Raw genomic sequence first — 23,746 nt, 5'->3', positions numbered from 1 at the left:
CATCCCCGGTCAGTAAAGGGCGAGGCTGGCGCCGTCCACGGCGGCCAGCCAGTCGCCGTCGTCGGTCGGCACGGCGTCGATGTGGTGCATGCCGACCGCGTTCCAGCCGGTGCCGGTGGCGCGCAGGATCGGGCTTTCGGGCAGCTCGTGCTCGGCGTAGTCGGTCTCGGTCAGGCGGTCGATCTCGAACACGCACAGGCGGCTGCCGTAGGACGGCCAGCCGTCCTGGGCGAAGCGCAGGATGCGCCCCTCATGGACCAGCATGCGCCCGCCGGGCCGCGTGCGGCTGCGGTTGCCGGGCCACAGCGGGCTGGCCGGATGCTCGCGCCAGGGGCCGTCCGGCCTGTCGGCCATGAACAGACGCATCTCGTCCAGGCCGCGCTGGGCGAACATCCACCAGCGGCCGTCGTGGTTCAACAGCGTGGCGTCGGCATAGCGGCCGTGCAGCAGCGTGCCCACGCACTCCCACCCGCGCGGGAAGTCGGTCGCCCGGTAGAGGCGCACCGACTCGGCCTGCCGCGTTTCCGGGACCATCCACACCGCACCGTCCCAGGCGAAGACCTGCGGGTAGGACAGGTGGAACGGCTCGCGCAGCACGACCGCGCCGTAGCTCCAGGCCAGACCGTCGGGGCTGGTGGCATGGGCGATCTCGCCCAGGTCCGTGGCGCCGTTCATCACCTCGAAGAACATGTGCCAGAGCCCGTCGCGGCGCAGCAGGAACGGGTCGGCCACGGCCTGCGCCGGGATGTCGGTGACGTCGCGGGCGGTCAGCGCCGGCCGGTCGGCCTTGTCCAGGGGGCGCAGGGCCAGGGGGCTGGGGCCGCGGTAGAGACCGATGGACCAGCGGTTGCGCCAGCGCGGGGCCTTCACCGCCATGTCGTGCCGTGCCCGTATGTCGATGCGGAAGAAATCGTCATGACAACCCTGTGTTGGCCTCTGTCGGCAGTTCCCGCGGCGAATCGGAGAATTCCGGCGAATGCTCTGGTCCGCTCCTCAAGCTCAACCGCGCGGAAACGCTGCATTTTCATTCGTTTGTACGGAAAACGGGGGGCGGGAGGCCGGCTTTTTATCGCATGCGATAATATACCGCCGGTTGGTGGATGTGCGATTGTATGCCGATCGCTGGTACGCCCCATGAATTGACTTTCTTTCGAAAGTTGATATACACCACAAAGCGATATTCACGCAATGAGATAGGCTTTCGATTTTGTTGCGTCGTATATCGTGCATCAGTCCCGAAACGACCGTCATAGGATGAGAAAATGCTGTATCTCGTGAGCCTCCAGGCGAAGGGTTTCATCAACCAGATGGAGGAAGAGCACCTCCAGGCGTTCAAGGACGGCGTCCAGAAGGCCATGTCGAAGGGCTCGATCGTCGGCGCCTATTCGAAGGTCGGCGGCGGCCTGGTCCTCGTCGTGAACTCGCCGGGCAACGCCGAGCTGACCGTCGAGCTGCGCAAGAACTTCATCATGGACGCCGAGGTCACCCCGCTCGTCCCGCTGCTGGACCTGCTGGACGCCCACGTCGAGCACCGCCGGACGGGCAAGGTCGCCGTCTGAGTCCGGCGCCTTGACCGGTTCACCGATCAGGGCAACCCCATCCGGGGTGGGGGATCCGGGCTTGCCCGCGATCTCCCTTCCGGGGGAGCTGTGGGGGGTCGCCGCCTACTTCAACCCGGCGGGCGCCCCCGTCATGCGGGACAATCTGGCCCTGTTCGGCCGGCGGGTCCGCGACCAGGGCCTGAAGCTTCTGATTGTCGAGCTTGCCTTCGCCGACGCGCCCTTCACGCTGCCCGACGACTGCGCCGACCTCTTGGTCCGCCGCCGCTCCGGCGCGGTGCTGTGGCAGAAGGAGCGGCTGCTGAACATCGGTGTGGAGTCGCTGCCGCCGTCCTGCGACAAGGTGGTCTGGCTGGACGCCGACATCCTGTTCGAGAACGACGGGTGGGTGGGCGAGACGGCCCGGCTTCTTGAATCCTTTTCCGTTGTGCAGCCCTACGACACGGCCTGCTGGCTGCCGCGCGGCACGCGAACCCTGCCGCAGGATCTGCCATTTGGGCTGGGCGAGGGGCAATGCCTGCCGGGCATGGCCGCGGCGCTGGCCGGCTGCGCGGACCGACGCCGCGCGCTGGCCGATTATTTCATGCACGGCCACACCGGCTTCGCCTGGGCGGCACGGCGCGCCATCCTGGACCGGCACGGGCTGTACGACCGCAGCGTGCTGGGCGGCGGCGACGTGGCCATCGCCCACGCCATCTACGGCGACAACGACTTCTGGCGCGGCCTGAACCCCTACTGCCGCCAGCTGACGCGCCCGATGGTCGCCTCCATCGCCGAGTGGAGCCGCCGTTTCCACGAGGACGTCCAGGGCCGCGTCCATCACACGCCGGGGCGCGTGCTCCACCTCTGGCACGGCAGCATCGCCGGGCGGAAGTATGTGGACCGCGCCGCCATCCTGAAGGACAACGCCTACGACCCGGCGACCGACGTGGCCCTCGACGTGACCCTCGACGGCGGGGGCTGCCTGCGCTGGGCCAGCGACAAGCCGGATCTCCACGAACGGGTGCGCGGCTATTTCGCCCTGCGCGCCTCGGACACCGCCGCATGACCTTTTCCGATTCCACTGCCGATTCCGAAACCGACCCGTCGCCCAGCTTCTGCGTCCTGCCCTGGATCCATGTGTTCGCGGACGAGACGGGGGTGATGCACCCCTGTTGCCGCTCGGTCGGGTCGAAGCTGCCCAATGTCCGCGACGACGACGGGCAGCCACAGCGTGTTCACGATGGAGACGGGCTGGAGGCCGGGTTCAACACGCGCTACATGCGCGAGTTGCGCCGCGACATGCTGGACGGCCGTCGTCCGGCCCCGTGCGAGCGCTGCTACATGTACGAAGACCTCGGCATGCGCAGCCACCGCCAGTCGCAGAACGCGCAGCACCGGGCGCTGGTCCCGCGCCTGCTGGCCGAGACCGACGCGGAGGGGCGCGTCCCGGTGGCGCCGCGCACGGTGGACCTGCGGCTCGGCAACCTGTGCAACCTGCGCTGCCGCATGTGCTCCCCGCAGTCGAGCAAGGGGCTGATCGGGGAGTGGGCCGATTTCCACGGGGTGGAGACCACGCATCCCTATTTCGACGGGCTGCGCCGGCTGGACTGGTTCGCCCGGCCCGAGTTCTGGACGATGTTCGAGGCGCATTCCGGCGCGCTCGACCGGCTGCACTTCGCCGGGGGCGAGCCGCTGCTGATCGACGCCATGTTCGATTTCCTGGAGCGGCTGGTGGCGCTGGACCGGGCCAAGGACATCACCATCAGCTACAACACCAACCTGACCGTCCTGCCGGAGCGCGTGTTCGACCTGTGGCCGCGCTTCAAGGCGGTGCGCGTCACGGTCAGCCTGGACGCGGTCGGGGCGGTCAACAGCTTCATCCGCCACCCGTCGAACTGGGACGTGCTGGACGCCAACCTCCGCCGGCTCGACCGCGAGGCGGCACGGCTGAATTGCACGGGCGGGCTGGGCATCAACACGGCGGTGCAGGTCTACAACCTTTTCCACCTCGACGGCCTGCTGGAGTACGCCGCCGGAAGCCTGGCGCGATTCGAGGCGCCGAACCTGAGTATTCTGACGTACCCCGAACATCTCAGCGTCCGCATCCTGCCGCCGGAGCTGAAAGAGCAAGCCGAATCAACGCTTTCCGACCTGCTCGCACGGTCCGGCGCGCGCTGGGCGGCGCGCTGGGGCGAGGCCCAGGCGGCGGCCCTGTCGTCTGGAATCCAGGGGGTTCTCGACCACATGAAGAAGGTCGACCGCTCCGATCTCGTTCCTGATTTCCAGCGGTGGAGCCGACACCAGGACCAACACCGGAGGCAGGACACGCGGGCGGTGCTCCCCGAGTTGGCTCCGCTGCTCGCGGCCGCTCCCGATCAGGGAGGACCCGCGGACCATGACGGACAAGGCCCCCCGAACACACGCTGACACCCACGCGCTGCCGCTGCCGTCGCCGACCTTCTGCGCGCTGCCGTGGCTCCAACTCTACGCCGATCCGCTCGGCCGCGTGCGCGGCTGCCCTCTGGCCTACGGCGACGGGGCGGAAGCGCCCGCCCTGATTCATGGCCCTGGCGGGATCGAGGCCGCCTGGAACTCCTCCCTGATGCGCGGCATGCGCCGCGACATGCTGGCCGGGCGGCGGCCGGACGCCTGCGCCCTCTGCTTCCGTGACGAGGATATGGGGGTCCACTATTACCGGCACGGCTACAACCGGCTGTTCCAGGACCACATCGCCGAGGCCGCCGCCGCCACGGCGGAGGACGGGTCGGCCCCGATCGGTCTGGTCCGCAAGATCGACTTCTATCTGGGCAATTCCTGCAACCTGCGCTGCCGCATGTGCTCCCCCTTGTCCAGCCGGGCGCTGCTGGCGGAATGGGCGGAGATCAAGGGCTTATCGCCCCGCGATCCCTCGCTGGAACCTCTGCGCTCCATCGACTGGTTCACGCGCGCGGAGTTCCGGCAGGCCATCGACGCCGTGCTGCCCAATGTGGAGCGCCTGCACTTCGCGGGCGGCGAGCCTTTCCTGATCCCGCAGATGTTCGAGGTGCTGGAGCGTGTGATCGAGCTTGGCCACGCCATGCGCGTCACGCTCAGCTACAACAGCAACTTCACCACCCTGCCCAACCGGCTTTTCGATTTTTGGCGGCATTTCAAGGCGGTTCGCCTGACCGTCAGTTTGGACGGCGTCGGGCCGGTCAACGACCTGATCCGCGCGCCCTCCGTCTGGGCGGACATCGACCGGAACCTGCACACCATCGACCGCGAATTCGAGCGGGTGAACGTGGCCAGCCTGTCCATGAACGTGACGGTGCAGGTCTACAACGCCCTGCGCATCGACGAGCTGATCGCCTACGCCGCGGACTCCTTCGCACACATGGACGCCCCCAACCTCAGCCTGCTCAGCGCGCCGGAGGCGCTGAACGTCCAGATCCTGCCGCCCGACCTGAAGGAGGAGGCCGCCGCGCGGCTGCGCCGCTGCCTGGAGCGGTTCGAGGGCCGCTGGCCGGAACGCTGGAGCACGGCGCAAATCGACCATCTCCGGCACGCGGCAAACGGCATCGTCGAGCACATGATGGCCGCCGACCGGCGCGATCTTCTGCCGGAGTTCCGCCGCCTGTGCGCGATCCAGGACCGGCGGCGCAACCAAGACACCGCCCAAGCGTTGCCTGAGCTGGCGCCGCTGTTCGCCTGAGGCCCGTTCGCCTGAGCCCCATCGCTTCCATCGCCGCGGTCGCCCAACCGGAGGAGCCACCGACGATGACGTGTCTCGACACCCGCCCGACCGCGCAGGACGACGAACTGCCCTCCCGCAGCTTCTGCGTGCTGCCCTGGGTGCAGTTCGCCACCGACCAGCTTGGTCGCGTGCGCCCCTGCTATCTGACGGAATTCCCGCTGACGCCTGAGGCCCCGGACCGGGAGGCGGTGTCCGCCGTCGGCCCCGGCGGGGTCGAGGGGGCCTGGAACAGCGCGGCGATGCGGCGCATCCGCCGCGACATGCTGGCCGGGAAGACACCTCTCGAATGCCGGGACTGCCAGCGCGGCGAGGGGGCGGGGATGCAGCCCTACCGCCGCCGCCACAACCGCGTCTACGCCGACCGCATCGCCCCATCGGTCGCCGCCACGGCGGAGGACGGCACCGCCCCGCTTCACCTGATCCGCAAGTTCGACCTCTATCCGGGCAATTCCTGCAACCTGCAATGCCGCATGTGCTCCCCGGTCAACAGCACCGGCCTGATCGACGAATGGGTGGAACGGACGGGGCGCGCCGCCGACGATCCGCTCGTCACCGCGCTGCGCCGCATCGACTGGTACAAGCGCGACGATTTCCGCCAGTCGGTCGAGGCGCTCCTGCCGCAGGTCGACTGGCTGCATTTCCTGGGCGGCGAGCCCTTCGTCATCAAGCAGATGTACCAGATCCTGGAGCGCGCGGTGGAACTGGGCGTCGCCGGCAACATCACGCTCAGCTACAACACCAACCTCACCACCCTGCCCAAGCGCCTGACGGCGCTGTGGCGCCACTTCAAGGCGGTCAGCCTGACCGTCAGCCTGGACGGCGTCGGGCCGGTCAACGACCTGATCCGCTCCCCCTCGCGGTGGGAGGTTGTGGAGCGGAACCTGAAAACCGTCGATCGCGAATTCAAGAACATCGGCGTAACGGCCATGTCGATCAATACAACCATACAAGTGCATGGTGCGTTCGGTATTGACGCAATTGTCGATTATGCACTAAATTCATTCAACCATATGGATATACCGAATCTCAGCGTTCTCTCTCAGCCGGAGGCCTACAGCGTCCAGATTTTGCGGCCGGAAATGAAAGCGGAAGTTGCGGCGCGGCTGCGCCGGTGCGCCGAAAGGCTGGACACCGGGCCGGTGCGCTGGAGCCGCCGACAGGTGGACACCCTGCTGGACAACATCGAGGGCATCATCACCCACATGATGGCCGCCGACCGCCAGGATCTGATCCCCCGGTTCCGTGACCGCTGCCTGATGCAGGACCGCCGCCGCGCGCAACGCACCCTGGACGTGGTGCCCGAACTGGCGCCGCTTTTCGAGTAACCGCTTTTTCGCTTTGGGGGACATCTTGAGCATCGACACCCGTAAGGACTGCTGGAACGCCGTCGTCGAAAGCCTGAACGCGCTTCTCGACGAAAAGGGCGAGGAGCCGGGTGATCTCACCCCCGAAACGCGGCTCAGCGCCGACCTCGGCATTTCGTCGGTGGAGGCCATCCACCTGATGATCCATCTGGAAGACCGCCTCGAACAGCCCTTGAGCTTCGAGAAACTGGCGGTCCGCGACGGCGAGTATGTGCAGGACATCACCCTGGGCGAACTGCTGGCCTTCCTGATGGAGAGCCTGGGCATCAGCGAAACCGTGTGACCGATCATGCGCTGCACGATCCTGGCCCTCGGTTCGCGCGGTGACGTGCAGCCTTTGATTGCGCTCGGCGTCGGCCTGAAGGCCGCCGGCTTCGATGTGCGTTGCGCCGCCCCGGCGGATTTCGAGGGGACCGTGCGGCAGTACGGCCTCGACTATTTCCGGTTGACGGGCAACGCCTCGGCCTTCTTCGGCGGGCAGGCGGGGATCGCGCTGCGGGAGCGGACCCGCGACAAGCGGGAATTCGTCCGCTTCTTCGACGACTATCTCGGCACCTTCCTCGACAAGCTGATGGCCGCCTGCTGGGAGGCGTGCCAGGACAGCGACGCCATCCTCTGCTGGCCCTGGACGCGCGTCGGCCCGTCGCTGGGCGAACGGCTGGGGATCCCGGTCTTCGTGGTCAGCGTCAACCCGGTGCTGCACCTGCCGACCTCGGCCTTCGCCAACCCCTTCCAGGGGCCGGAGGAGCTGGAGTATCTGCCGCTCGGCCCGCTCTACAACCGGCTGAGCTGGCTGTGGGCGCGGCCCTTCACCCGCATCGGGCAGAAGCAGGTGGACCGCTGGCGCCAGACCACGCTGGGCCTGCCGACGATCCGCTGGCAGGACGAACTGCGGGCGCTGCGCCGCCTGCCGCACCTGTTCGGCTACAGCCCGGCGGTGCTGCCCAAGCCCTGGGACTGGGGCCGGCACATCCACGTCACCGGCTATTGGTTCCAGGACCGCCCGTCCGGCTTCACCCCGCCCGCCGATCTGGTGGAGTTCCTGGAGGCGGGCGAGCCGCCCGTCGCCATCGGCTTCAGCAGTCAGGTCGGCCGCAACGCCCGGCGCATCACCGCCGACGTGGTGGAAGGGCTGGAGCGGTCGGGCCGGCGCGGCATCATGATCGCCGGCTGGGGCGGGCTGAAGGGGGTGGAGCTTCCCTCCTCCATCTTCCGGGTGGATTCGATCCCCTACGACTGGCTGTTCCCGCGCGTCGCCGCGATGGTGCACCACGGCGGGTCGGGCTCGGCGGCGGCGGCGTTGCGCGCGGGCGTGCCCAGCTTCGCCATCCCCTTCGGCTACGAGCAGGGTCTGTGGGGCCGGCAGATCGCCAAGCTGGGCGTCGGCGTGGACCCGCTGCCGCCGTCGCAGCTCACCCCCCGCCGCTTCTGCGACGCCGTGCGGCGCGTGACCGAGGACGCCGGCATCCGCCGCCGCGCCACGGCGCTCGGCCTGACCATCATGGCCGAGGACGGCATCGGCGAAGCGGTGCGCATCGTCGAGCGCACCCTGACCAGCCGTTCCTCCAAGCCGGTGACCACCCTCCGCCCAGCCTTCGCGCGAGAGTAGATGATGACGCGCTTTGCCCGTGTGACGCTATCGGCTGTGACGCTGTCGGCGATCCAGTCCACACCCGGCATCGCCCGCGCGACGCTGCGGGCCGGCGGCATCGCCCTGCTGGACGCCGAACTGTGCCCCGCCGACGCGGTGCCTGCCGCCGCCGAGCATCTCGGCCGGCTTCTGCGCGACGCCGCGCCGGACGCTGCGGGCCGCATCGCGCTGCGCCTTGCCGCCGATCAGACGGAAACGCACGCCGCCCTGCTCGACCGGCTGGCGGGGACGCCGCATCCGCTCGTGCTGTGTGGCTGGCGGGGTGGCGACCTCGCCGGGCTGCTGTGCGCGCTCGACGCCCCCGGACGCAGCCTGTGGCTGGAGGTCACAGCGAGCGACGATCTGGACGCCGTCGATCCGGCCCTGCCGGTCACTGGCTGGCTGGGGCGTGGGTCCGAATGCGGCGGGCGCAGCGGGCGGGAGGCCGCCTTCATCCTGTGCCAGCGCTTGGCCCGTCAGAAGCGTCCCTTCTGGATCCAAGGCGGCATCGGCCCGTACAGCGCCGCCGCCTGCCGGGCCGCCGGCGCGGCGGGCGTGGTGCTGGACGACGCGCTGCTTCTGCTGCGCGAATCGCCCCTGCCCGCCCACCAGCGCGCGCTGCTCGGCGGCCTGGGCGTGGAGGACACGGTTGCCCTGGGTGCGGAGTGGGGCGCCCCCTGCCGTGTCGCCGACCACGCCGCCTTCCCCGCCGCCCGCGCCCTGCGCCGCCGCGCCGCCGAGATCGCCGAAACCGTCGCGGAGACCGAACGCCCCGCCGCGTGGCGCGCCGCCGTCGCCGGGGCGCTGGGCTGGGGCGAGCCGGACCGCGCCGCATGGCCGCTGGGCCAGGGTGCCGGCTGGGCCGCGACCGTGGCGGAGCGCCACGGCACGGTGGGCCGGCTGATCCGGGCCGTGCTGGAAACCAGCGAACGGAGCATCGCCACCGCCGCGCGGCTGCGCCCGCTGGAAGCGGACGGGCCGCTCGCCCGCTCCCATGGCACGCGCTACCCCATCGTGCAGGGGCCGATGACGCGGGTCAGCGACCGCGTGCCCTTCGCCCTGTCCGTCGCCGACGGCGGCGCCCTGCCCATGCTGGCGCTCTCTGTCATGAGCGGCGCGCAGGCCGGCGCCCTGCTGGAGGAAGCCAAACACGCGCTGGGCAGCCGCCCCTGGGGCGTCGGCATGCTGGGCTACCTGCCGGAGGAACTGTGGCAGGCGCAGGTGGAGGCGGTGGCGAAGGCCCGGCCGCCCCTGGCGCTGATCGCCGGCGGACGCCCCGACCACGCCGCGCGGCTGGAGGAGTTGGGGACCGCCACCTACCTGCACGTCCCGACCCCGCGACTGCTGCGCATGTTCCTCGACCAGGGCGCCAAGCGCTTCATCTTCGAGGGCAGCGAGTGCGGCGGCCACATCGGCCCGCTGCACGGCTTCGCCCTGTGGAGCGCAGCGGTGGACGTGCTGCTCGCCCAGCTTCCGCCGAGCGGGGCGGAAGGCGTGCATGTGCTGTTCGCGGGTGGCATCCACGACGCGCGCTCCGCCGCCATGGTGGCCGCACTCGCCGCCCCGCTGGCCGAGCGCGGCGTGTCCGTCGGCGTTCTGATGGGCACCGCCTACCTCTTCACGGCGGAGGCGGTGGAGGGCGGCGCGATCCTGCCCGGCTTCCAGGGACAGGCGATGGCCTGCCGGTCCACGGCGGTGATCGAGACGCGGCCGGGCCACCGCATCCGCTGCGCCCCCACCCCCTTCCTCGATGCCTTCGCGGCGCGCGGCCGTGCGCTGCGGGCGGAGGGCGTGGCGCCGGCCGAGCAGGGCGACGCGCTGGAACGCATGGTCGCCGGCCGCCTGCGTCTGGCCGCCAAGGGGCTGGAGCGCCGCACCGACGGCCTGCACCCGGTGGACGAGGCGCAGCAGCGCGCCGGTGGCCTCTACATGCTGGGCGAACTGGCGGTGCTGCGCGACGCGCCCGTGCGCTGCGCCGACCTGCACGAGGACGTGAGCGCGGGCGGCACCGATCTTCTGGCCGACCTCGCCGAGGGAGAGGCGCGGCGCAAGCAGCCCCCCACCCCGCGCCCGGCCCCGCCGCCGGTCGCCATCGTCGGCATCGGCTGCGTGCTACCGCGCGCCACCGATCCGGAAACGCTGTGGCGCAACCTGCTGGACAAGGTGGACGTGATCCGGGAAATCCCGCGCGACCGCTTCGACTGGCGCCTCTACTACGATCCCGATCCGGCGGCGCGCGACCGCATCTACGCCCGCTGGGGCGGCTTCATCGACCCGATCCCCTTCGACCCGCTGCATTTCGGCATCCCGCCGAAGTCGCTGCCCTCCATCGCCCTGCCGCAGCTTCTGGGCCTTGAGGTGACGCGCCGGGCGCTGCGCGACGCGGGCTTCGGCGACGCCATCGCGGAGGAGGCGTTGCGCAAGCGCACCGCCGTCATCGTCGGCGCGGCCAGCACCGGCGACCTCCAGCACTATTACCAAGCGCGCAGCAGCCTGCCGCTCTGCACCCAGCCGGGCGAGGACGCCTACCAGCGCCTGCCGGAATGGAGCGAGGAGAGTCAGGCCGGCATCCTGGTCAACGTCATCGCCGGGCGCATCGCCAACCGCTTCGACCTGGGCGGTCCGAACTTCACGGTGGACGCGGCCTGCGCCTCCTCCCTCGCCGCGCTCGATCTGGCGGTGCGGGAGCTGCAGACCGGCGGCTCCGACATGGCTCTGGCCGGCGGGGTGGAGCTGGAAGGCTCGCCGCACGCCTTCATGGCCTTCAGCAAGACGGGCGCCCTGTCGGCCACCGGCAAGGCCCGCGTGTTCGACGAGGGTGCCGACGGCATCGTACTGAGCGAGGGCGCCGTCATGCTGGTGCTGAAGCGGCTGGCGGACGCGGAGCGCGACGGCGACCGCGTCTACGCCGTGATCCGCTCCGTCGCCGGGTCCAGCGACGGCAAGGGCATGGGGCTGACAGCACCGAAGCCGGCGGGGCAGGTGCTGGCGCTCGACCGCGCCTATGCCCAGGCGGGGGTGGAGGTCGCCTCGCTTGGCCTGTACGAGGCGCACGGCACCGGCACCAAGGTCGGCGACCGGGCGGAGCTGGAGACCTTCACCACCGCGCTCCGCGCCGGCAACGTCCCGCCGCGCTCCTGCGCGGTCGGTTCGGCCAAGAGCCTGCTGGGCCATACGCGCGCGGCGGCCGGGTTGACCGGGCTGGTCAAGGCGGCGCTGGCGCTGCACCACCGCACCCTGCCGCCCCACGCCGGGGTGGACCGGCCGCTGGAGGCCCTGCGCGACCCGCTGAGCCCGGTGCATCTGCTCGACACTGCGCGCCCCTGGCTGGCCCGTCCGGGGCAGCCGCGCCGGGCCGGCGTCAGCGCCTTCGGCTTCGGCGGCACGAATTTCCACGCCGTTCTCGAAGGCTATGACGATGACGGCGCGGCGCTGGGTGCGGACGACTGGCCGTGCGAGCTGTTCGTGCTGGCCGCCGCCGACAGCGCCGGTCTGGCGGCGGGCATCGACCGGCTGATCGCCGCCTGTGACGCTGTGGACGGCGACACGCGCCTGCGCGACCTGTCCTTCCGCTGTGCCATGGCCGCCCGCGACGGCGGGCCGCTGCGCCTCGCCGTCGTGGCGGCTGACGCGGCCGACTTGCGGCAGAAGCTGACCGCCGCCCGAGACGCGCTGGACAAGCCCGCACCGCTCCCCGGCGTCTTCTTCAGCCGTGACGCGGTGCCCGGCGACGTGGCCTTCCTGTTCCCCGGCCAGGGATCCCAGCATCCGGGCATGGGCGGGGAGTTGGCGCTCTACCGGCCGGAGATGCGCGCCGCCTTTGAACAGGCCGGCGAGGCGCTGTGCCGCCTGATCCTGCCGCCCGCCGCCTTCGACGACGAGGAATCCGCGCGCCAGGAAAAGGACCTTGCCGACACCCGCATCGCCCAGCCGGCCATCGCGGTGGTCAGCTGCGGCCTGCTCGACAGCCTGCGCCGCCTGGGCGTTGAGCCGGCGCGGGTCGCCGGCCACAGCTTCGGCGAGTTCGTGGCCCTGCACGCCGCCGGAGCCATCGACCGCGACGGCCTGCTGCGTCTGGCGGAGATGCGCGGGCGCCTGATGGCTGGGGTCGGCCCTGATGCCGGTACCATGGGCATGGCCGCACTGACGCGGGCCGAGCTGGAACCCTATCTGGATGGCGTGGCCGACGTGCGCATCGCCAACGGCAACGCCCCGCGCCAGCAGGTGCTGTCCGGCGCCACGGAGGCGGTGCAGGCGGTGCTGGAGCGCCTGCGCGCCGACGGCCACACCGTGCGGAAACTGACCGTCTCGGGCGCCTTCCACTCCCCCCTGATGCGCCCGGCGCGGGAGCCCTTCGCCCGCTTCGTCACCAACGCCATTGAGGTCGCCGCCCCGCGCTTGCCGGTGCACGCCAACCTCGATGGCGCGCCCTACCCCGCCGACGCCGCATCGATCCGCGCCCGATGGGTGGAGCATCTGGAGCAGCCGGTCGATTTCGTCGCCCAGATCGAGGGCCTGTACGCCGCCAGCGTCCGCCTGTTCCTGGAGCTGGGGCCGGGCCGCGTGCTGACCGGTCTGGTCCGCCAGACGCTGGGCGACCGCCCGCACCACGCGCTGAGCGCCGACGGCGGCCTGCGCCCCTGGCTGGAGGCCGTGGCGCAGCTCTACGTGCGCGGCGCGGTGACCGCGCTCGACGCGCTGTTCGAAAACCGCCCGGTGCGCCTGCCCGGCCAGCTTATGCAGACCAAAAAGGCGCCGGGCTGGATGATGGACGGCGGCCGGGTCTTCCGCGCCGGCGAGCCGGGCCTCGTCGGCTCCCTGCCCTTCCTCGACGCCGACAGCCCGCCCCCGGCCATGGGCATCCCCGGCGCGCTGCCGGCTGCGTCCGGCAACCCCATCGCCGCCGTCTACGGCGAGTATCAGGAGACCATGCGCCGCTTCCTCGACCAGCAGGAGCGTGTGCTGGCCCATCTGCTGGGCGGTGGAGCCGGGCTCCCGGCGGCACCCGCCCCGGCCCCGGCGGCGCCCGCCGTGGTGGAGGCTCCCCCGTCGCCCCGCGCCGTGCCCGCGCCGGAGGCCGCCCTGCGGCTTGACCGCGAGGCGCTGATGGCAGAAACCCTGCGGCTGGTCAGCGACCGCACCGGCTACCCCGCCGAGGTTCTGGATCCCAAGCAGGATCTGGAAGCCGAACTGGGCGTCGATTCCATCAAGCGCATCGAGATCCTGGGCCGTCTCGTCGCCACGCTGCCGGAGGCGGTGGCGGAACGCGTGCAGAAGCGCTTCAACCGCCTGACCCGCGCCAAATCGCTGAACGACATCGTGGACGCCTTGATGCGGGAGGCGTCGGCGTCCGACGGCGGCGGGTCCCTGCGCATCACCGTGGGCGAGGCCCCGGCCGGAACCGCCGGCGAGTCCGCCTGCCCCCGCTTCGTCATGCGCGGCACGCCCAAGCCCCTGCCGGCGCTGAAGGGCGCGCGGCTCGGCGGCCTCTATCTGGTGACGGAGGACGCGCTGGGCGTCGCCGACCGTCTGGCGGTGGAGCTGCGGCGGCACGGCGCCTACGCCGCGCTGGTCCGCCGCGCCGATCTGGCCGACCCCGACGCCATCGCCCAGCGCGTTCTGGTCCTGCGGGAGCTGCACGGGCCGGTGCGCGGCCTCGTCCATCTGGCGGGGCTGGGCTTCGACGCGGAGGCCGACAGGCTGGCGTCCTGGAGGGAGGCCACGGCGCTTTCGACCAAGGCGCTGTTCCATCTGGTGCAGTGCTGCGCCGACGACCTCGACCGCACGGACCTGCCCATGCACCTCGTCGCGGCGACACGGCTGGGAGGCGATTGGGGGCGTGGCGGCACGCTGCCCGAAAGCCCGGCGGCCGGCGGCAGCCACGGCATCCTGCGCTCGCTGGAACGGGAATACCCGCATCTGGTCAGCAAGACCGTCGATTTCGAGGACGCCGCCACCGCCGAGACCATCGCCGCCCGCCTGCTGGACGAGCTGCTGATGCCCGGCGGCGGGGAGGAGGTCGGCTACGCGCAGGGCCGCCGCCTGATGTACATGGCGGAGCCTGCACCGCTCCCCGCCAACGCGGCACTTCAGGACTGGCGTCCGGCCGAGGGCTGGGTGGTGCTCGTCACCGGCGGCGCGCGCGGCATCACGGCGGAGATCGCGCGCGAGCTGGCCCGCCCCGGCGTTCGCCTCGTGCTGGTCGGCCGCGCCGGCAACGACGCGCCCGAGGACGTGCTGCGCCAGCGCGAAGAGGCGCTGGACGGATTCCGCAAGGCCGGGGCGGAGGTTGAGTATCACGGGCTGGACGTCCGGTCGGAGGAGGCGTTCGGCGGGCTGATCGACGACCTCTACCGGCGCCATGGCCGCATCGACGCGGTGGTGCATGGCGCCGGCGTCATCGAGGACCAGAAGTTCACCGCCAAGGCCCCGGACTCCTTCGACCGCGTCTTCGACACCAAGGCCGACAGCGCCTGGATCCTCAGCCGCCGCCTGCGGCCGGAGGGGCTGAAGTGGGTGGTCCTCTTCGGCTCCATCGCCGGGCGCTTCGGCAACCAGGGGCAGGCCGACTACGCCGCCGCGAACGAGACGATGAACCGGCTGGCCCACCGCATGAACGCCCGCTGGCCGGACACGCGCGTGGTCACCATCAACTGGGGTCCGTGGAGCGGCACCGGCATGGCCAGCGGAGGCGGAGTGCGCTTCCTGCTGGAAGCCCAGGGCATCCTGCCCATCGACCCGGAGGCCGGGCGCCGCTTCTTCGTGGAGGAGCTGAGCCACGGCACCAAGGCCGACGCGGAGGTGATCGCCGGGCGCGGGCCGTGGGGACAGCCGTCCAACGCGCTGCTCTCCTCCGTGTTCGAGGCGTCGGTCCTGCTGTTGCAGATGCGCGAACTGACGGAGCGCATCGGAGAGGCCGGATGAGCCTCCCTCCGGGGCTGCCGCCTTCAACATTGGAGTCTCCGCCCGAGGAGCGGCTGTTCCTGGCCGGCGCCCCCGACCGCGCCGCCCTGCTGGCGACGCTGGAGCGGACCATCGCCGCGCTGGAGGCGGGCCGGAGTGCCGAGGACGCCCCCGGCAATCCCGGCGACCCGGAACGCCTCGCCATCGTCTCGCCCCCGGACGGTCTGGCGGAACGGCTGAAACTTGCCCATTCCCGCCTGTCCGACGGCAAGCGCGCCCGCCTGATCGTCCGCGAGCGCGGCGTCTACTTCGCCTCCGGCGCCGTGCCGGGGCGCGTCGCCTTCCTGTTCCCCGGCCAGGGCTCGCAACGCATCGGCATGCTGCGGGAGCTGTACGAGCGGCTGCCCCCCGTGCGGGCGTGGTTCGACGCGCTGGACGACGCCTACCGCCGCCGGGGGGAACCGCCGCCGAGCGCCCTGATGTTCCCGCCCGACAGCCTGACCGAGGAGCAGCGGCGCGCGGTCGAACGCGACCTGTTCGACATCGGCCACGGCGCGCAGCTTGGCACCGTCGCCAATCTGGCGCTGAACGAACTGCTGACCCGGCTGGGCGTCGTCCCCGACGCGGTGCTGGGCCACAGCAACGGGGAGCACGCGGCGGTGATGGTCGCCTGCACCGACACCGTGACGCAGCGCGACGCGCTGTGCGACTGGCTGCGCCACGCCAGCCTCGCCGGCCGCCGCCTGGGCCTGCCGGCGGTGGCGGAGCGCATGGCGGCGGTCAGCGCCGTGCCCCGCGCGCGGCTCGACGCGCTGGTGGCGGAGCGGCCGGACAGCCTGTTCCTCGCCATGGACAACTGCCCCCGCCAGCAGGTGCTGGGCGGACGGCAGGACGCCATCGCCGCGGCGGCAGAGGCCATCGCCGCTGGCGGCGGCCTCTGCGGCGAACTGCCCTTCAACCGCGCCTACCACACCCCCCTGTTCGCCGACTGGGCGGAGACGCTGGCCGCCTGCTACGAGGCGCTGCCGCTGCGCGCGGCGCGCCTGCCGGTCTTCTCCTGCCTCAGCTGCGGCCCGATGGACGCGGACCCGGCTTCCGTGCGCGCCGCGATGACCGCGCAATGGACCGCGCCCGTCCGGCTTGGCGACGCCATCGCCGCGCTGCACGACTCCGGCGTGCGCACCTTCGTGGAGGTCGGCCCCGACGCCAAGCTGACCGCCTTCGTCGAAGACACGCTGCGCGGCCGCCCGCATCTGGCGGTCGCCTCTTCCTCCGCCCACCGCGGCGACGTGGCGCAACTCCGCCACCTGCTGGCCGCCCTGCACGCGCAGGGGCTGACGGTGAACCCGCAAGCCCTGGACACACTGCTGTCCTCCCCTTTCCCCTCCCTTCAATCCCCTCTCCCCTCCGGGGAGAGGGTTAGGGTGAGGGGGCCCCGCGACTCCAGTACGTCCGGCCCACGCGCAACCCCCTCACCCCCACCCTCTCCCCAGAGGGGAGAGGGAGATGCCCGCGCAACCCCCTCCACCCTCTCCGCCATCACCGCCGCCCAATCCGCCCTGATCGCCGACACGCGCGCCAGCCTCGCGCGCATGGACGCGCTGGCCCGCAGCATCCTGTCCACCGCGCCCACCCCTCCTCCGCCACCCGCCGCCTACCCCCTGCTGGGCAACGGCGAGCGCCGCTTCACCCCACACAGCGACCCCTTCCTGATCGACCACAGCCTGGGCCGCCGGCGTCCCGGCTCTGCCGCGCCCGCGCCGCTGCCCGTCCTGTCCTTCACCACCAGCCTGGAAATCACAGCGGAGGGCGCGCGGCGCGCCGCCGGTCGTGGTGGCCCCCTGGTGCTGGGCGACGTGCGCGCGCACCGCTGGATGGCGCTCGACCAAGGCTCCCTGACGCTGCGTTGCGCTTACGAGCAGCGCGGCGTCGCCCTGTCCGAACCCGACAACCCCGCCGGCCCCGCCTTCGAAGCCACCCTGGAGGCCGTCGGCACGGCTCCCCCCGCGCCCGCCCTGCCCGCACCGGAGCCCGACGCGCGCCCGCCCAGCCGCTGGACGCCGGAGCGCTTCTACCGCGACTACGCCTTCCATGGTCCTTGCTTTCAGGGCATTCGGCGCGTCACCGCCCTTGGTCCGGCGAGCGTGGAGGCGGACCTCGTCGTCACAACGCTGCCGGGCCTGGACGGCACCGCGCTGCAACTGGATCCCGCGCTGATCGACTGCGCCGGGCAACTGGTGGCCTTCTGGCTGCTGGAGCGCCATCGGCCGACCCCCGATTTCGGCATCTTCCCCTTCGCCGCCCGCCGCGTGACGCTGTACCGCTCCCCGCCGCCACCCGGCGCGGCGGTGCGCTGCCGGGGGCGGATCGCGCTGGAGGCCGGCGTGGCGACGGAGGCGGACTTCCTCTTCACCACGGCGGACGGCCACCCCATCGCCGCCGTCGAGGGCTTCCGCCAGCGCCTTCTGGAGATTCCCGAAGCGCTGGGCGGCTGGATCTTCCGGGGCGAGGCCGCCGCCTTCTCCCACCCCGTGCGCGAGGACCAGCCGGGCGTCGTCCGCCGCGTCGATCCGGCGGACTGGGACATCCTGAACGATGCCGGCGGCATCTGGGCGCGCGCGCTGTCCTGCCTCCTCCTCAGCGAGGCGGAGCGCGCGGCGTGGCTGGCCCTGCCGCCGTCGCCCGAACGGCGCACGCGCTGGCTTCTGTCGCGCATCGCCGCCAAGGAGGCCGCGCGCCGCTGGGCCGAGCGGCGCGGCCTCGCCCCGCCGGAGCTGTATGAGATCGAAGTCACGGACGGCCCCGCCCTCCGCGGCCCGGTCTTCGCCGACCGCCCGCCGTCGCTGGAGTTCCATGCCGACGGCGGGGCCGTCCTCGCCGTCCTGTCCTGACCGTTTCCCCCTCGCCCGCGCGGTTCCGATGACCCAGGTTCCCGTCCAACAGCCGGCCTCCCCCCGCCCCACCCTCCGCCCCGCCCCGGGCCCGGCCGAGCTGTTGCTCTTCTCCGCCCCGTCGCGGGGCGCGCTGGCCGACGCCGTGACCGCCGCCGCGTGCGAGACCGACCTTGCTGCCCTCTCCGACCGTCTGGCCGACACGCCCGCCGGCCCGCACCGGCTGGCGATCCTGGCCGAGGATCCCGCCGATTTCGCGCGCAAGGCCGATCAGGCCGTCACCCGCCTGCGCACCACCGACAAGCCCGCCTTCAACCTCGCCCAGCAGGTGCTGTACGGCGTGGCGGGGGAGCCGCGCCGCACCGCCTTCCTCTTCCCCGGCTTCGGCGCGCGCCACGCCACCGTGATGGAGGATCTGCACCGCCACTTCCCCGTCGTGCGCGCGTGGTTCGACGGACTGCCGGAGGGTGACCGCGCCCGCTTCCTGCGCAACCCGCAGCTTTTCCCCTCCCGTGCCGCGCCGGAGGACCAGCCGGCTGAGGAAGGAGGGCTGCTCGGCACCATGGACGCGGTGCTCGTGAAGTCGCTGGCGATGCAGGCCGTGCTGGCCGCGCATGTGCCGGGCCTGCGCTGCGACGCCATGGCCGGGCACAGCTACGGCGAGAGCGCCATGCTGCTGGCCTCCGGCATGGTGCGGGAGCCGGCGCGGATCTTCGACCTGCTGCGCCGCGTCATCGCCGCGATCCACGCGCTGCCGGTGGCGGTGCTGCGCGAGGCGACCGCCGTAACCATGCTGGCGGTCACCGCCAAGTCGCGCGCGACGCTGGACGCGCTGCGCGAGCGGCACGGGGCGTCGGTGATGCTGGCGCTCGACAACTGCCCGGAGCAGGCGATCCTCTGCGGCGGGCGGGAGGCCATGGCGGAGGTGGAATCCGCCCTGCGGCAGAGCGGCGCCCTGTGCTTCCGCCTGCCGGAGCTGTTCATCCCCGTCCACACCCCCCGCTTCCCCATCGCGGCGGAGGGCATGCGCGCCCTCTACGCCGGGCTGGACCTCGCCCCGTCCGCCGTGCCGGCCTACAGCTGCGCCACCGCCGCTCCGCTTCCCGCCGGGCCGGAGGACATCCGCGACCTGCTGGGCGCGCAGTGGACGGAGCCGGTGCGCTTCCGCGAAACCATCCTGCGCATGCACGAGGACGGCGTGCGCACCTTCGTGGAGGTCGGGCCGGGCGGTCACCTCGCCGGCTTCGTGCGCGACACGCTGCGCGGCAAGGACGCCGTGGCGCTGGCCACCAACACGGAATCGCGGGACACGCTGGCGCAGCTCCGCACCACGCTGGCGCAGCTGTTCGTCACCGGCGTCCCCGTCGATCCCCGCCCATTCCGCGCGGAGGCGGCGCCGTCCGTCGCGACGCCTGTCGTCGTTGACAGCGCCCCCAAGGCCGACCGGCGCGGGCTGGTGGCGGCGATCCAGGCCATCGTCGCGGACCTGCTGGGGCTGGACGATCCCGCCGGCATCGACCCGCGCCAGGGCTTTTTCGAGCTGGGCATGGGCTCCCTGCAAGCCGTTGAACTCGTGGAGCGGTTGCAGGAACGGATCGGCCGCCCGCTGGCCCAGACTCTGCCCTTCGATTATCCGAGCGCGGAGCAGCTGGCCGCCCTTCTCGACGCGGGCGCGGCGACCACCGTCACCCCAACCGCAACGGCCAACACCGGGGATGACGCGGTTGCCATCATCGGCATGGGCTGCCGCTTTCCCGGCGGCGCCTCCAACCCCGCGGCCTACTGGCGGCTGCTGGAGAGCGGCACCGACGCCGTGCGCGCGATCCCGGCGGGGCGCTGGGACATGGACGAGATCCGCGCCGCCGGCTTCGACCCCGCCCGTGTCCCGCACATCTTCCGGGGCGGCTTCCTGGAGGAGATCCGCGACTTCGACGGCGCCTTCTTCGGCATCTCCCCGCGCGAGGCGCTGACGCTGGACCCGCAGCAACGCCTGTTGCTGGAGGTGACCTGGGAAGCGCTGGAGGACGCCGGCATCGGCCCGCAGGGCTTGAAGGACTCCCCCACCGGCGTCTTCGTCGGCATCAGCAACAGCGACTACGCCAACCGCCTGGGCATGGCGGAGCGGCTGGCGATCAACGGCTATCTCGGCACCGGCAATTCGCACAGCACGGCGGCGGGGCGGCTGTCCTTCGTGCTGGGGCTGCACGGGCCGTGCATGGCGGTGGACACGGCCTGCTCCTCCTCTCTCGTGGCGGTGCATCTGGCAGTGCGCAGCCTGCGGCTGGGGGAAAGCCGGCTGGCGGTGGCGGGGGGCGTGAGCCTGCTCGTCTCCCATGAGACCAGCCTGTACCTGTCCATGGCCGGCGCCCTGTCGCCGGGCAGCCTGTGCCGGACCTTCGACGATTCCGCCGACGGGTACGTGCGCGGTGAGGGCTGCGGCATGGTGGTGCTGAAGCGCCTGTCCGACGCGCTGGCCGACGGCGACCGCGTGCTGGCGGTGATCCGCGGCACCGCCGTGAACCACGACGGCCACACCAGCGGCTTCACCGTGCCGCACGGCCCCTCGCAGCAGGCGGTGATCCGCGCCGCGCTGGCCGACGCCGGCCTGAGCCCGGAGCGGGTGGACTATCTGGAGGCGCACGGCACCGGCACCTCGCTGGGCGATCCGATCGAGGTGCAGGCGCTGGGCCAGGTCTTCGGCCCGGCGCGCCCGGCGGACCGCCCGCTTCTGCTGGGCTCCGCCAAGACCAACATCGGCCATCTGGAGGCGGGGGCGGGCGTCGCCGGCCTCATCAAGCTGGTGCTCCAGCTCCGCCACCGGCGCATCGCGCCCAGCCTGCATTGCCGCCAGCCGAACCGCCGCGTGCCCTGGGCGGACCTGCCGGTGACGGTGGTGACGCAAGCGCGCGACTGGCCCGCCGCCGATGGGCCGCGCGTGGCCGGCGTCAGCTCCTTCGGGATCAGCGGCACCAACGCCCATGTGGTGCTGGAGGAAGCGCCGGAGGCCCCGCCCGCCGCCGGCACGCCCCGCGCCCACCACATCCTGACCCTGTCCGCCAAGACCGCCGCCGGGCTGGAGGCCCTGACCGACGCCGTCGCCGACGCGCTGGCGCAAGGGCTCGACATCGCCGACGCCGGCCACACCGCCACGCTCGGCCGCGACCACTTCCCGCACCGCCGCGCCGTGGTGGCGGCCAGCGCGGAGGAAGCCCGCGCGGCGCTGGAGGACCGGCGGCCCGCCCCGCTGCCGTCGAGACGCCCGAAGCTGGCCTTCCTCTTCACCGGCCAGGGCTCCCAGCAATCCGGCATGGGGCGGGGGCTGTATGAGTCCGAACCGGTCTTCCGCGCCGCCCTCGATGAGTGCGCCGCGCTGCTGAACCCGCATCTCGCCGCGCCGCTGACCGACATCCTGTGGGGCGATCCCGCGCGGCTCGACCAGACGGCCAACACCCAGCCGGCGCTGTTCGCGCTGGAGGTGGCGCTGTGGCGGCTGTGGCGGAGCTGGGGCGTGGAGCCGGACATGGTCGCCGGCCACAGCGTGGGCGAGTTCGCCGCCGCCGTCGCCGCCGGGATGCTGGCACTGGAGGACGGCGCGCGTCTGGTCGCGGCGCGCGGGCGGCTGATGCAGTCCCTTCCCTCCGGCGGCGCCATGCTGGCCGTTGCGGGCGGGGAGGCGGAGGTGGCCGCCCTGCTGGAGTGCCACCGCATCGACCTGTCCGTCGCCGCCGTCAACGGCGCCCACGCGCTCGTCCTGTCCGGCGCGGAGGCCGAGGTGGCGCGGGTCGAAACGCTGCTGCGCGCCGAGGGCCTGCGCGGGCAGCGGCTGTCGGTGTCGCACGCCTTCCACTCCGCCCTGATGGACCCGATTCTGCCGGAGTTCCGGCGCCTCGCCGCGACGGTGCCCTTCCAGCCGCCGCGCCTGCCGCTGGTCAGCACCCTGACGGGCCAGCGCGCCGACACCGCCCTGCAAGGCCCCGATTACTGGACCGAGCAGTTGCGCCGCCCCGTGCGCTTCGGCGACGCGGTGACGACGCTGCTGGCCGAGGGCTGCACGGCCTTCCTGGAGATCGGGCCGCGCCCTGTCCTGCTGGGCATGGCCCAGGCGGATCATGCGGCGGCCTCCGCCCTCTGGCTCGCCAGCCTGCACCCGCCCGCCGACGAGCAGCGCACGATGCTGGACAGCCTTGCGCGGCTCTACACGGCGGGGTGGAAGGTCGATTGGGGGGGCTTCCAGGCCGGGCGGGGCGGGCGCAAGGTCTCGCTGCCCACCGCCGCCTTCCAACGCGAGCGCTTCTGGATCGAGCGCGACCGCGTGGCCCTCCGCCCAGCCGCGCGCGGGACGAAGACCCTGCTGGGCGACCCGCTGCCGCTGCCCGCCGCCAACGGCGAACGGCGGTTCGAGGCGCAGCTGTCGCCCACCGCCCTGCCCTACCTCGCCGATTTCCGCCCACCCGGCGGGACGGTGCTGCCGCTGTCCGGCGTCCTGTCGGTGATGGAGGCCGCCGCGCACGCCGTCTTCGGCACGGACGCCGTCACCGTTGAGAATGTCACCCAGCACCGCCCCCTGGCTCTGCCCGCCGACCGGACGGTGACGCTGCACAGCGTCGTCACGCCCTCGCACGACGGCGGAGCGCTGTGCCGCTGCTACGCCGCCGGGGCGGACGGCGGTTGGGATCTGCACGCCGAGGCGACCCTGCGGGCCTCCGCCGCCGACGTCGCGCCGGTGCACTCCGGCATGGACGGGCTGGAGCCGGTCGGGGCGGAATCCTTCTACAGCTCCTGCCGCCAGTTGGGATTGGATTACGGCCCGGCCTTCCGGGTGATCCGCGACCTGTGGGTGGGCGAGCGCCGGGCGGTCGCGCGGCTGAAGCTCCACCCCGACCTCGACCGCGACCCGCGGCACCCCGTCCTGCTGGACGGCGGGTTCCAGGCCCTGGGCGCGCTGCTGTTCCGCGCCGCCGGGGCGCACGCCGTGACGGGGGTGGAGCGCTTCGCCCGCCTCTCCGCTATCGACCGCCCGCTGCTGGCCGAGGCCACGCTCGGCGACGGGGAAGACCCGCGCGGCACCCTCATCCTGTCCGACCCGGAGACCGGCCGCGTCCTCGCCCGGCTGGAGGGCATCCGCTGGACGCGGGTCAGCGCCGCGGCCCCCCTCCCCGCCCCTGGCGCGGAATCGCGCATCGTCCGCAAGTTGCGCAACGCCCCGGAGGAAAACCGGGAGCCGATGCTGTCCGCCTACCTGCAAAAGGCTCTGCTCGCCGTGCTCGGCGGCCGGCGCGAGGGGGAGGTGGATCCCGACGCCGCCTTCAACCGCCTGGGCATGGACTCCCTGATGGCGCTCTGCCTGCGCAACGAACTGGCGGCGGACTTCGCCATCGACATCCCGGTGACCCGCCTAATCGACGGCCAGACCCTCCGCACCCTAACCGCCACCGTGCTCGACCACCTCTTCGCCCCCCCGGATGCCGCGCCCGAACCAGCCGAACCGGATTGGGTCGAGGGCGAACTGTGAAGCCGCAGCACCAATTCCCCCTCGCCCGCCCCCGGCGGGAGAGGGAAGGGGCCCATGGCGCAGCCATGGGAAGGGTGAGGGCAAGGTGTCTGTCATCCCGCAAAACCTTGCCCTCACCCTCCCACGGCTGCGCCGCGGGCCCCTCCCTCTCCCATCGGAGATGGGCGAGGGG

General features: G+C 72.3%; 11 protein-coding genes. 10 read left to right on the top strand and 1 reads right to left on the bottom strand.

Annotation, left to right across the window (positions count from 1 at the left end):
- Positions 1–9 precede the first annotated feature (9 nt).
- The gene (locus ACSVC7_RS06870; RefSeq protein WP_448203909.1) at positions 10–876 is read right to left on the bottom strand and encodes a glucosamine inositolphosphorylceramide transferase family protein; all 867 of its coding nucleotides are present in this window, start codon (positions 874–876) and stop codon (positions 10–12) included.
- A 386-nt stretch (positions 877–1,262) separates the two neighbouring features.
- Between ACSVC7_RS06870 and ACSVC7_RS06865 the strand changes: the two genes are divergently transcribed.
- The 10 genes from ACSVC7_RS06865 to ACSVC7_RS06820 all read left to right on the top strand — a co-directional run bounded on the left by ACSVC7_RS06865 (position 1,263) and on the right by ACSVC7_RS06820 (position 23,574).
- Positions 1,263–1,559, top strand: a complete 297-nt coding sequence (locus tag ACSVC7_RS06865; RefSeq protein WP_448203908.1) for a hypothetical protein — start codon at positions 1,263–1,265, stop codon at positions 1,557–1,559.
- Positions 1,560–1,620: 61 nt separating this feature from the next.
- The gene (locus ACSVC7_RS06860) at positions 1,621–2,607 is read left to right on the top strand and encodes a hypothetical protein (protein ID WP_448203907.1); all 987 of its coding nucleotides are present in this window, start codon (positions 1,621–1,623) and stop codon (positions 2,605–2,607) included.
- Positions 2,604–3,968 carry a twitch domain-containing radical SAM protein gene (locus ACSVC7_RS06855; protein ID WP_448203906.1) on the top strand — a complete coding sequence of 455 codons (1,365 nt, stop codon included), beginning with the start codon at positions 2,604–2,606 and terminating at the stop codon, positions 3,966–3,968. The genes ACSVC7_RS06860 and ACSVC7_RS06855 overlap by 4 nt, the downstream gene beginning before the upstream one ends.
- The gene (locus ACSVC7_RS06850; protein ID WP_448203905.1) at positions 3,937–5,232 is read left to right on the top strand and encodes a twitch domain-containing radical SAM protein; all 1,296 of its coding nucleotides are present in this window, start codon (positions 3,937–3,939) and stop codon (positions 5,230–5,232) included. Before ACSVC7_RS06855 ends, ACSVC7_RS06850 begins: the two co-directional genes overlap by 32 nt.
- A gap of 65 nt (positions 5,233–5,297) precedes the next feature.
- Entirely contained in the window at positions 5,298–6,599 is a 1,302-nt protein-coding gene (locus ACSVC7_RS06845; RefSeq protein ID WP_448203904.1) for a twitch domain-containing radical SAM protein, read from the top strand.
- Positions 6,600–6,624: 25 nt separating this feature from the next.
- Positions 6,625–6,921 (top strand): phosphopantetheine-binding protein, encoded by a 297-nt coding sequence (locus ACSVC7_RS06840; protein ID WP_448203903.1) that lies wholly within the window; start codon positions 6,625–6,627, stop codon positions 6,919–6,921.
- Between the two features lie 6 nt (positions 6,922–6,927).
- Positions 6,928–8,247 (top strand): glycosyltransferase, encoded by a 1,320-nt coding sequence (locus ACSVC7_RS06835; protein ID WP_448203902.1) that lies wholly within the window; start codon positions 6,928–6,930, stop codon positions 8,245–8,247.
- Positions 8,248–15,192, top strand: a complete 6,945-nt coding sequence (locus ACSVC7_RS06830) for an SDR family NAD(P)-dependent oxidoreductase (RefSeq protein WP_448203901.1) — start codon at positions 8,248–8,250, stop codon at positions 15,190–15,192.
- Entirely contained in the window at positions 15,189–18,062 is a 2,874-nt protein-coding gene (locus ACSVC7_RS06825; protein WP_448203900.1) for an acyltransferase domain-containing protein, read from the top strand. The genes ACSVC7_RS06830 and ACSVC7_RS06825 overlap by 4 nt, the downstream gene beginning before the upstream one ends.
- Before the next feature lie 103 nt (positions 18,063–18,165).
- Complete coding sequence (locus ACSVC7_RS06820) at positions 18,166–23,574, top strand: beta-ketoacyl synthase N-terminal-like domain-containing protein (RefSeq protein WP_483508114.1); 5,409 nt, start codon at positions 18,166–18,168, stop codon at positions 23,572–23,574.
- Positions 23,575–23,746 lie beyond the last annotated feature (172 nt).

The sequence above is a fragment of the Azospirillum mesophilum genome (genome assembly GCF_053470405.2).
Note: the sequence above shows the minus strand (reverse complement) of the source record. Positions and strands in the feature narration are given on the sequence as shown.